Raw genomic sequence first — 10,711 nt, forward strand, 5'->3', positions numbered from 1 at the left:
TGAACAGCCGTCCCGTATTCCGGACGACCCGTCCAGATCTTGGATCCGGGGCGTACGCTCGGAGAAGTCATTTCTGCCGAAGGACTCGCCGAAGCACTCGGCGGGAAGATCTGCCGAGAGCCGCCGAGATCCACCGAGATCTGCTGAAGGAGCGAGAGACTATGCCCGAGCTGAGGTCCCGCACTGTCACCCACGGCCGCAACATGGCGGGCGCGCGCGCCCTCATGCGGGCATCGGGCGTAGCGAGCGAGGACATCGGCAAGCCGATCATCGCGGTGGCCAACTCCTTCACCGAGTTCGTGCCCGGGCACACCCACCTCGCGCCGGTCGGCCGGATCGTCTCGGACGCCATCAAGGCCGCGGGCGCCGTCCCGCGCGAGTTCAACACGATCGCCGTGGACGACGGCATCGCGATGGGCCACGGCGGCATGCTCTACTCCCTGCCGTCCCGCGAACTGATCGCCGACTCCGTCGAGTACATGGTCGAGGCGCACTGCGCGGACGCGCTGATCTGCATCTCCAACTGCGACAAGATCACCCCGGGCATGCTGATGGCCGCGCTGCGCCTCAACATCCCGACGGTCTTCGTCTCCGGCGGCCCCATGGAGGCCGGCAAGGCGACCCTCGTGGACGGTACGGTCCGCAAACTCGACCTGGTCAACGCGATCTCCGACGCGGTGAACGAGTCCGTCTCGGACGAGGACATCCTCCGTATCGAGGAGAACGCCTGCCCCACCTGCGGCTCCTGTTCCGGCATGTTCACCGCCAACTCGATGAACTGCCTGACCGAGGCCATGGGCCTCTCCCTCCCCGGCAACGGCTCCGTCCTCGCCACCCACACCGCCCGCAGGGCGCTGTACGAGAACGCGGGCCGCACGGTCGTCGAGATCACCAAGCGCCACTACGAGCAGGACGACGCCTCGGTCCTGCCGCGCAACATCGCCACCCGCGCGGCCTTCGACAACGCCATGGCGCTCGACATCGCCATGGGCGGCTCCACCAACACGATCCTGCACCTGCTCGCCGCCGCCCAGGAGGCCGAGCTGGAGTACGACCTCAGCGACATCGACGCCGTCTCGCGCCGCGTCCCCTGCCTCGCCAAGGTCGCGCCGAACGTCGCCCCGGGCGGCACGTACTACATGGAGGACGTCCACCGGGCCGGCGGCATCCCCGCCATCCTCGGCGAGCTGTACCGGGGCGGTCTGCTCAACGAGGACGTCCACACCGTCCACGCCCCCGGCATCAAGGAGTGGCTGGAGACCTGGGACGTGCGCGGCGGCTCGCCGTCCGAGGAGGCCGTCGAGCTGTGGCACGCGGCCCCCGGCTGTGTCCGCTCCGCCGAGGCGTTCTCGCAGTCCGAGCGGTGGGCCACGCTCGACACGGACGCCGCGGGCGGCTGCATCCGCGATGTCGCCCACGCCTACTCCAAGGACGGCGGTCTGGCGGTCCTGAAGGGCAACCTGGCCGTCGACGGCTGCGTGGTGAAGACGGCGGGTGTCGACGAGTCGATCTGGACCTTCGAGGGCCCGGCCGTCGTCTGCGAGTCGCAGGAGGACGCCGTCGAGAAGATCCTCCGCAAGGAGATCGCCGAAGGCGATGTGATCGTCATCCGGTACGAGGGACCGCGCGGCGGCCCCGGTATGCAGGAGATGCTGTACCCCACGTCGTATCTGAAGGGCCGCGGCCTCGGAAAGTCCTGCGCGCTGATCACCGACGGCCGCTTCTCCGGCGGTACGTCGGGGCTCTCCATCGGCCACGCCTCGCCGGAGGCGGCCTCTGGCGGCACGATCGCGCTGGTGAACGACGGCGACCGGATCCGTATCGACATCCCGAACCGGACGATCGAGCTGCTGGTCGGCGACGCGGAGCTGGCGGACCGGCGCGAGGCGCTGAACGGCGTGTACGCCCCGGTGAGCCGCGAGCGCAAGGTCTCGGCGGCGCTGCGCGCGTACGCCGCGATGGCGACGAGCGCGGACAAGGGCGCGGTCCGGGACATCTCTCGCCTCGGCTGAGCTCTCCCGGGGGCCTGGGGCGGTTCCCGTGAGCCCTCCCGGGCCCGTACGGCGGTTCCCGTGAGCCCTCCCGGGCCCCGGCGTCACCAGGAAGCGGGGTCCCGCCCGGCGACCGCGAAGACGGATCCGTCGGGCGCGCTCCCGACGACGGCCGCCCCGGAGTCCTCGCCCGAGGCCGGGACCGCCACGGGCGCGGGCAGCGTGGGGACGAGTGTGTCGGGCCCGTCGGCCATCCGCGGCTTCGTCTGCCCCAGCAGCACCCCGCGCCCGGCGTCCACCGCGAGCAGCCGGCCGTCGCCCGCGCTCAGATAGACCCGGCCCCCGGTGGCGGCGGGGCGTGAGGCGCGCGTCACCGACGTCTCCAGCCGCCAGCGCACCCCCGCGGCCTTTCTCCCCGTGTCGACGGCGAGCAGCGAGCCCGCGTACCCGACGACGTAGACGGAGTCACCCACGACGGTGGCCTGCGCCTGGTCGACCGGCGCGGCCAGCGGGACCCGCCGTACGGTACGGCTCGACGCGTCCAGCCGTACGACGGCCGTGGTGAAGCCGTCCGCGTCGGTCGCCAGCAGGAACAGCGCGCCGCCGGTGGCCCCGGCCGGGGCCAGAGCGCCCGTCAGCCGCTTCTCCCAGCGCACCGCCCCGGTGGCCGGGTCGATCGAACGGACCTCGGTCGCCGCGCCGTCGGCCGTCGGCGTCGCGGCGAACAGCGCGCCGCCGGTGCCGCCCGCCGCCGTCCACACGGTGCCGGTCGCGCCGAGCCGCTTCGTCCAGCGCGCCTCGCCGGTCGCGCTGTCCAGGGAACGCACCCGCCCGTCGTACGAGACGAGGAGCACCGAGTCGCCACTGTGCCGGACGGTGGCGTACGAGGAGATGTCGACGGCCCAGCGCTCGGCCCCCGAGGCCGGGTCGAGCGCCGCGAGCCGCTTCCCGCCCGTACCGCCGCCGGTCCCGCCCGTACTGCCCGTGTGTGCGGCGCCCGCGACGACATGCAGGAGCCCGCCGGAGAGCACCGGCGCGGCGCCCTCGTCGCTCACGGCGGCACGCTCGCCCCGAGCGGCCTTCACGGACCACTCCGTACGACCGTCGACGGGGTCGAGCCGGGCGGCCGTGACACCGGGACCGGCGCAGTAGACGGCCGTGGCGTCCGCCGCGCAGACCGGCGCCCTGTGGCTGCCCGCGCCACCGGCCAACGTGGTGTGCCACGGCCGGAACGCCCGGGACCGCGGTTCCTCCGCTGTCGCCGGAGTGGCGTCGCCCAGGGCCCGCACCCCGAGGAAACCCGCACCGGCCACGGCCACCAGCGCCACCGCGACCGCCGCCGCCGTACGCGCCCGGCGCGGCGACCGCGCCGACGGAACGGTCGCCGCGCCCCGCGCGTGGTTCGTGGGGACGGAGCCAGAGCCGGAGCCCGCGGTCTCGGCGGGGACGGGCCCGCGCTGCGCCGGTACGAGCGCCCGCGCCCCGTACGGCCCGCGCAGGTCGTACGCGCCGGGGCGCCCCGCGTCCGGCGCGGAACCCGGGGCCGGGTCCGCGGCGCGCAGCGCGCTCATCACCTCGTCCGGGGTCGGCCGCTCGGCGGGGTCCTTCGCCAGACACCGCGAGATCAGCGGCACCATCCGCTCCGGCACGCCGTTCAGGTCCGGCTCGTCGTGCACGACCTGGTACGCGACGATGTACGGGCTGTCCGAGTCGAAAGGACCGCGCCCGGTCGCCGCGTGCACCAGGACCGCGCCCATCGCGAACACATCGGCGGCGGGCCCGACTTCACGCGGCCGCTGGAACTGCTCGGGCGCCATGAACGGCGGCGTGCCGATCAGCTTGCCCGTCTCCGTCCGCAGATCGCTGTCGGCGGGGCGCGAGATGCCGAAGTCGATGACCTTGGGCCCGTCGACCGCCAACAGGACGTTGCTGGGCTTGAGATCGCGGTGCACGACCCCGGCGCGGTGGATGTCCCGCAGCCCCTCGGCGAGCCCCGCCCCGAGCCTCGTCAACTCCCCCGCGTCCAGCGGCCCGTTCCGCTTCACCCGCTCGGAGAGGGTGGGCCCGTCGATGAACAGGGTGGCCATCCACGGCCGCGGAGCCTCCGGATCGGCGTCCACGACAGGCGCGGTGAACGCCCCGCTCACCCGCCGGGCCGCCGCGACCTCCTGCTGGAAGCGGGCTCTGAACTCGGGGTCGGAGGCGTGACCGGCGTGGATGACCTTGACGGCGAGCCGCAGCCCCGAGGCGGAGGTGGCGAGATGGACCTCGCCCATGCCGCCCGAGCCCAGGGCGGATTCGAGCGGATAGCGGCCGGCGTAATCCGGACGCTCCGCTTCCGGGGCCGACCCGGTGTTGCGCAGTGGTGGCATCGCCCACCCCCGTGTTTTCGTGCGCAAGCGCGACGCACGGAGCCTAGTCGATGGTGCGTGCTATCAGGCCATGGCTTGCTAGCCTGCGCGGCGCAGAGCACACACCGTCAACGGGGGAGGACCGTATGGCAGTCGAAGAGGTTGAGAACACCGCGAGAGAAACCACGGCGACGCTGGACGTGGGGACGCGGGCGGCCAAGCGCTACAAGGTCCACCCGGACTACCGCGTGAACGTCCGCAGCGGTCCCGGCACCGGCTACTCGCTCGTCAGGGTGCTCCCGTACGGGGCGAGCGTGCCGATCAACTGCCAGAAGGCGGGGGAGTGGATCGCGGGCCCGTACGGCACGACGAACCTCTGGGACAACATCGCCAACGGCGAGTTCATCTCGGACGCGTACGTCTACACGGGAAGCAGCGGCTACGTCGCCCCGCGCTGCGCCTGAGCCCCGGGCCTGAGCCCCAGGCCTGAGCCCCGGCCCGCCCGCGCGCCGGGGATAATCGCCCCGTGAGCGAGCACCCCGAGCACCCCGAGCACACCCGGCACCCCGAGCGCACCACTACCGCGACCACGTCCGCGTCCACGGCTCCGCCCGCCGGCCGGGCGGGCGGCGAACGTGGCCGCGGTGGCCCGGAGCCCGAGGCCATCGCGTTCTTCGGTACGACCTGGCTCGCCCGCGACGGCGGCTACGCGGCCCGCCGCGCCGCCGTCGCCGCCGGCTCCCTCACCACCGCTGTCGCCGCCTGCTTCGTCCTCCGCTTCGCCTACGAGGGCCTGGAGATCGCGAAGGTGGGCTCCTTCGTCGGCCTGCTCCTCGTCGTGATGTTCTCGGTGTGCAGCGCCATCGCCTTCCGCAGGACCTGGGACGGCTTCGTCCGCCGCCCGGCCGACCCGGTCCGCGAGGAGTCGCTGCGCAGCGTCAAGGCGATCGGCTTCATGGGCGCGCTGATCGCCTACTTCCTGCGCTCCCTGGCCGAGGCCCCTGGCGAGGGGCTGCGCCGCGCGGAGTACGAAACGGCCCTGGCCCAGTACGAACGACGCCGCACCGCCCGCGCGGGCAACCCCGCCGCCCGGGCCGCCGCGAAGGCCGGACCCCAGGACAAGACCAAGGGCAACGCCAAGACCAGGGGCAACACCAAGACCACGGCCGCGACCAAGACCAAGACCATGGGCAGGACCAAGGCCGAGGCCAGGACCCCGAACGCGCCCAGGACCAGAAAGCCCAAGCGCACCTGACCCATTCCCCTCGCACCCTGGTCCGGCCCGCGCGCCGGGCGCCACGATGGGCCCATGACTCCTGCCACGGCCCCCCGCCCGACCTCCCGCGCCCTCTCCTTCGACGCCGTCGCCGACCAGTACGACGAGGCGCGCCCCGGCTACCCGCCGGCCCTCTTCGACGCGGTCGAGGAGCTGACCGGCCGCCCGCTCCAGGGCGCCCGCGTCGTCGACGTGGGCGCCGGCACGGGGATCGCCACCCGTCTGCTGCGTGCACGCGGCGCCCGGGTCACCGCCGTCGAGCCGGGCCCCGGCATGGCGGAGCGGCTGCACCGTACCCAGCCGGCCGTCCCCCTCCTCCGCGGCCTCGGCGACGCCCTCCCCCTCGCGGACGGCTGCGCCGACCTGATCACATACGCCCAGTCCTGGCACTGGACCGACCCGGCCCGCTCCCTCCCCGAGGCCCTGCGGGTGCTCACGCCCGGCGGCGCGCTCGCCCTGTGGTGGAACATCGCCGACGCAGCCCTCCCGTGGATCGCGGACCAGGACGAACGGATCCGCCGCTGGTCCGGCGACGGCGCCCACGGCGCGCACAGCGCCTCCGGCCGGGGCGGGGAACTGCCCGCGGAACTGCGCCCGGCCGAGCGGCGCGTGCCGTGGACCCGCCGCGTCCCGCTCGACACCCACCTCGCCCACCTCGGCAGCCACTCCGTCTTCCGGATGCACCGGGAACCGGCCGCGGCCGCCTTTCTCGCGGCCGAACGCGCGGAACTGCTCCGGCTCTTCCCGGACGGGACCGTCGAGGAGGCGTACGTGGTCGAGCTGACGGTCGCGCGCCGCACCTGACGCCGACCCGGCACACCACCTGAAACCGGCCGGACACCCCGGGAACGGCCCCGATATCGCCGGGAACGGCCCCGACGCCTCCGGGACCGGCCCCGGCCGCTTGACGAGCCCGCCACCCCGGCTCATTATTCATCACATGATGAATTTGCCAGAGGGCGGAGCCGCCGTGCACGCCCGCGGCCTCACCGTCCACCGAGGCGACCGCGCCGTCCTGCGCGGCCTCGACTTCTCCGTACCGCCCGGCCGGATCACCGGACTCCTCGGCCCCTCCGGCTGCGGCAAATCCACCCTGATGCGCGCCGTCGTCGGCACCCAGGCCCAGGTCACCGGCGTCCTCGACGTCCTCGGCCGCCCCGCGGGCGACGCCACACTGCGCGCCCGCATCGGCTACGTCACCCAGGCCCCCTCCGTCTACGACGACCTCACCGTCCGCCAGAACCTCGACTACTTCGCCGCCGTCCTCGACCCGGGCCGCGCCCGCCGCACCGCCCGTGCGCAGACCGTCGACCGCGCGATCGGCGACGTCGACCTCGCCCCCCACGCCGACTCCCTGGCCGGGCGCCTCTCCGGTGGCCAGCGCAGCCGGGTCTCCCTCGCCGTCGCCCTGCTCGGCACGCCCGAACTCCTCGTCCTCGACGAGCCCACCGTCGGCCTCGACCCCGTACTCCGCCGCGACCTGTGGGCGCTCTTCCACCGCATCGCCGCCGACCGCGCCGCCACGATCCTGGTCTCCTCCCACGTCATGGACGAGGCCGAACGCTGCCACCGGCTCCTCCTCATGCGCGACGGCGAAGTCCTCGCCGAGGACACCCCCGAAGCGCTGCGCACCCGTACCCGCACGGAGACCGTCGAAGCGGCCTTCCTCCACCTGGTCGACGAGGCCGACGCACTCCAGGGAAGTCCCCGATGACCACCACCGACGACACCACGCCCACCGGAACCGGAACGGGAACCGGCACCCGGCGCGCCCCGGCGCCCGCCGCCCGCCCGCTCTCCGCCGCCCGCGCCCTGGCCACCACCGCCCGCGTACTGCGCCAGCTCCGCCACGACCCGCGCTCGATCGGGCTGATGATCCTCGTCCCCTGCGCGATGCTCGTCCTGCTCCGCTACGTCTTCGACGGCAGCCCCCGCACCTTCGACTCCATCGGCGCCTCGCTGCTCGGCATCTTCCCGCTGATCACGATGTTCCTGGTGACCTCCATCGCCACCCTGCGCGAACGCACCTCGGGCACCCTGGAACGCCTCCTCGCCATGCCCCTGGGCAAAGCCGATCTGATCGCCGGTTACGCCCTCGCCTTCGGACTCGTCGCCGTCGTCCAGTCCGTACTGGCCACCGGCCTCGCGGTGTGGGCCCTCGGCCTGGACGTCGTCGGCTCGGCCTGGCTGCTTCTCCTCGTCGCACTCCTCGACGCCCTGCTCGGCACGGCGCTCGGCCTCTTCGTCTCGGCCTTCGCGGCCTCGGAGTTCCAGGCCGTGCAGTTCATGCCGGCGGTGATCTTCCCGCAGCTCCTCCTCTGCGGACTGTTCGCACCCCGGTCCGCCATGCACCCCGTCCTGGAGGCCGTCTCCGACGCCCTGCCCATGTCGTACGCCGTCGACGGCATGAACCAGGTCCTGCGCCACCCCGACATCACGGGCGACTTCGTCCGCGACGCGGCGATCGTCGCGGGGTGCGCCGTCCTCGTCCTCGGCCTGGGCGCGGCCACCCTCCGCCGCCGTACGGCCTGACCACGCGGCGGACGGTGAGGCGGGCGGCACGGCGGACGGCGCGGGGGCGACCGGTCCTCGGACACCTCACGCACCCGGCCCGCCTCCGGTGCGACGATGGGCACAACGTCCGTCCCCTACGGCGAGGTGACTCCGCAATGCCCCAGACCGTCGCAGTCCTCGGCACCGGAAAGATCGGCGAGGCCCTGCTCAGCGGCATGATCCGGGCCGGCTGGCGAGCCACGGACCTGCTGGTCACCGCACGCCGCCCGGACCGCGCCGCGGAGCTGCGCGACCGTTACGGCGTCGAACCCGTCACCAACGCCGAGGCCGCCAAGAGCGCCGACATCCTCATCCTGGCGGTCAAGCCCCAGGACATGGGCACCCTCCTCGACGAACTCACCCCCCACCTCACCGCCGACCGCCTGATCATCAGCGCCGCCGCCGGCATCCCCACGGCCTTCATCGAGGAACGCCTCGCCCCGGGCACCCCCGTCGTACGCGTCATGCCCAACACGCCCGTCCTGGTGGACGAGGGCATGTCCGTCATCTCGGGCGGCACGCACGCCCTCCCCGCCCACCTCACCCACGCCGAGGAGATCTTCGGCGGCGTCGGCAAGACCCTGCGCGTCCCCGAGTCCCAGCAGGACGCCTGCACCGCGCTCTCCGGCTCGGGCCCGGCGTACTTCTACTACCTGGTCGAGGCCATGACCGACGCGGGCATCCTCCTCGGCCTGCCCCGCGCCCAGGCCCACGACCTGATCGTCCAGGCCGCCATCGGCGCCGCCGTCATGCTGCGCGACAGCGGCGAGCACCCCGTGAAGCTCCGCGAGGCCGTGACCTCCCCGGCCGGGACCACCATCAGCGCCATCCGGGAGCTGGAGAACCACGGGGTACGGGCAGCCCTCATCGCCGCACTGGAAGCGGCCCGCGACCGCAGCCGCGCGCTGGCCTCGGGCAACGGCTGAGATCACGTCCGGGGGCCGGGACTCAGCCGGCGGGCAGCAACCCGGCCGCCCGGTACGCGGCGTCGACCACGGGCCGGGCCATCGCCCTGGCCCGCCCGGCCCCCTCCTTCAATACGGCGTCCACCTGCCCCGGATCCGCGGCCAGCACCGCGTGCCGCTCCCGCAACGGCCGCAGCAGCTCGATCACGGCCTCGGCGGTGGCCCGCTTCAACGCCCCGTACGAGGTGTACGCCCCGGCCGGCGCGGCCGGATCACCGCCCACGCACCCGGCCAGGATCTCCAGCAGATTGGCCACGCCCGGCTTGTTCTCCGGGTCGTACTCGACCTCCTGCCCGCTGTCCGTCACCGCGCGCATGATCTTCTTCCGCACCACATCGGCGTCGTCCAGCAGATAGACGATCCCGGCGGTCGAATCGTGTGACTTCCCCATCTTCGACGCCGGATCCTGAAGGTCCATGACCCGCGCGGCCACGGGCGGCCGGATGGCCTTCGGTACGGAGAAGGTGTGCCCGTACCGCTGGTTGAACCGCACGGCGAGATCCCGGGTCAGCTCCACATGCTGGGTCTGGTCCTCACCGACCGGAACCTCGTCGGTCCGATAGGCGAGGATGTCCGCCGCCATCAGCACCGGGTACGACAGCAGGGAGAACCGCACGCTCTCCCCGGACGCCGACGCCCGCCCGCTCTTCTCCTTGTACTGGATCATGCGCCGCAGCTCCCCGTCGGTGGCCGTGCACTCCAGCAGATACGAGAGCCGCGTGTGCTCGTCCACATGGCTCTGCACGAATACGGTGCAGCGCGCGGGGTCGAGTCCGGCCGCGAGCAGCAGCGTCGCGGCCTGCCGACTGAGCCGGCGTACCCGGGCCGGATCGTGCTCGACGGTCAGTGCGTGCAGATCCACGACGCTGAACAGCGCGTCGGCCCGGTGCTGATCGACCTCGACCCACCGACGTATGGCCCCCAGGTAGTTGCCCAGTGTCAGATGCCCGGTCGGCTTGATCCCGCTGAAGATCCGCGTCATCTCTCATCCACCCTCTCGGTCGGAGCCGCCGATGTCCGCGGCCCGCCCCCGAGCTGGGGAAACGCGAACGGCCGCCGAAGCGGCGGCCGTTGAACGCATACGTGTGAGGCGGCCGCCGTCAGGCGGCCCACCACTGAAGGATGCACGCATGCGCTGTCATGCCCCTCAGCGTAGCGGCCGACCCCCCAAGTTGACACGGCCAACACGGATCCGTAATGTTCTCCGAGCTGTCCGACGTGAGCAACGGTCATGTACCGGTCCCCGGGCAGTCATTCCGCAGGACCTACGAGAAGTGAGCGACTTCGTGTCGCATTGCTTTGCGCGCGCCTATGCGGAATGAGGAATCGACGTTCACACCGGACGCCGGCACCGAAGCCCCGATTAGCGTCGGAGCCCAGGATTCCGCTAAAGTCTCACTCGTCGGAACGGCCGCAGGGCCGGGAGGACAAGCCCCGCTGACTGGGAATCAGGCCCGAAAGGATCTGATAGAGTCGGAACCGCTGGAAAGGGAAAGCGCGAAAGCGAAGAACTGGAAAGCGAACCCCGCTCCGACGGGGAATCGGACACGAAAGAGTCTGATAGAGTCGGAAACG

The 10,711-nt window shown here is 72.8% G+C and carries 8 protein-coding genes and 1 pseudogene; 7 read left to right on the forward strand and 2 right to left on the reverse strand.

Features of this window, described 5'->3' with window-relative positions:
• Nucleotides 1–161 precede the first annotated feature (161 nt).
• Nucleotides 162–2,012, forward strand: a complete 1,851-nt coding sequence (gene ilvD / locus ACIQ7D_RS24660) for a dihydroxy-acid dehydratase (RefSeq protein ID WP_403940888.1) — start codon at nt 162–164, stop codon at nt 2,010–2,012.
• Nucleotides 2,013–2,095: 83 nt separating this feature from the next.
• On the opposite strand, the gene ACIQ7D_RS24665 is transcribed toward ilvD, so the two are convergent.
• Nucleotides 2,096–4,363, reverse strand: coding sequence for a protein kinase (locus tag ACIQ7D_RS24665; protein ID WP_403940890.1), 2,268 nt, complete (start codon nt 4,361–4,363; stop codon nt 2,096–2,098).
• A 125-nt stretch (nt 4,364–4,488) separates the two neighbouring features.
• Here ACIQ7D_RS24665 and ACIQ7D_RS24670 point away from each other — a divergent pair, with 125 nt between their 5' ends.
• The 6 genes and pseudogenes from ACIQ7D_RS24670 to proC all read left to right on the forward strand — a co-directional run bounded on the left by ACIQ7D_RS24670 (nt 4,489) and on the right by proC (nt 9,097).
• Nucleotides 4,489–4,806 (forward strand): peptidase, encoded by a 318-nt coding sequence (locus tag ACIQ7D_RS24670; protein ID WP_403940892.1) that lies wholly within the window; start codon nt 4,489–4,491, stop codon nt 4,804–4,806.
• Between the two features lie 200 nt (nt 4,807–5,006).
• Nucleotides 5,007–5,435 (forward strand): annotated as a pseudogene (locus ACIQ7D_RS24675) (hypothetical protein); the annotation flags it as partial.
• Nucleotides 5,436–5,651: 216 nt separating this feature from the next.
• Nucleotides 5,652–6,422, forward strand: a complete 771-nt coding sequence (locus ACIQ7D_RS24680) for a class I SAM-dependent methyltransferase (protein WP_403940893.1) — start codon at nt 5,652–5,654, stop codon at nt 6,420–6,422.
• Between the two features lie 139 nt (nt 6,423–6,561).
• Nucleotides 6,562–7,332 carry an ABC transporter ATP-binding protein gene (locus tag ACIQ7D_RS24685; protein WP_403940913.1) on the forward strand — a complete coding sequence of 257 codons (771 nt, stop codon included), beginning with the start codon at nt 6,562–6,564 and terminating at the stop codon, nt 7,330–7,332.
• On the forward strand, nt 7,329–8,150 hold the full coding sequence (locus ACIQ7D_RS24690) for an ABC transporter permease (RefSeq protein WP_403940895.1): 822 nt from the start codon (nt 7,329–7,331) through the stop codon (nt 8,148–8,150). Before ACIQ7D_RS24685 ends, ACIQ7D_RS24690 begins: the two co-directional genes overlap by 4 nt.
• A 137-nt stretch (nt 8,151–8,287) precedes the next feature.
• Entirely contained in the window at nt 8,288–9,097 is an 810-nt protein-coding gene (gene proC, locus ACIQ7D_RS24695; protein ID WP_403940897.1) for a pyrroline-5-carboxylate reductase, read from the forward strand.
• Between the two features lie 22 nt (nt 9,098–9,119).
• Here proC and trpS read toward each other — a convergent pair whose 3' ends face one another.
• Nucleotides 9,120–10,118, reverse strand: coding sequence for a tryptophan--tRNA ligase (trpS, locus tag ACIQ7D_RS24700; RefSeq protein WP_403940899.1), 999 nt, complete (start codon nt 10,116–10,118; stop codon nt 9,120–9,122).
• Between the last annotated feature and the right edge of the window lie 593 nt (nt 10,119–10,711).

Origin of the sequence: Streptomyces sp. NPDC096310 (genome assembly GCF_044763125.1) — a bacterium.
In the GTDB taxonomy this organism is placed as follows: domain Bacteria; phylum Actinomycetota; class Actinomycetes; order Streptomycetales; family Streptomycetaceae; genus Streptomyces.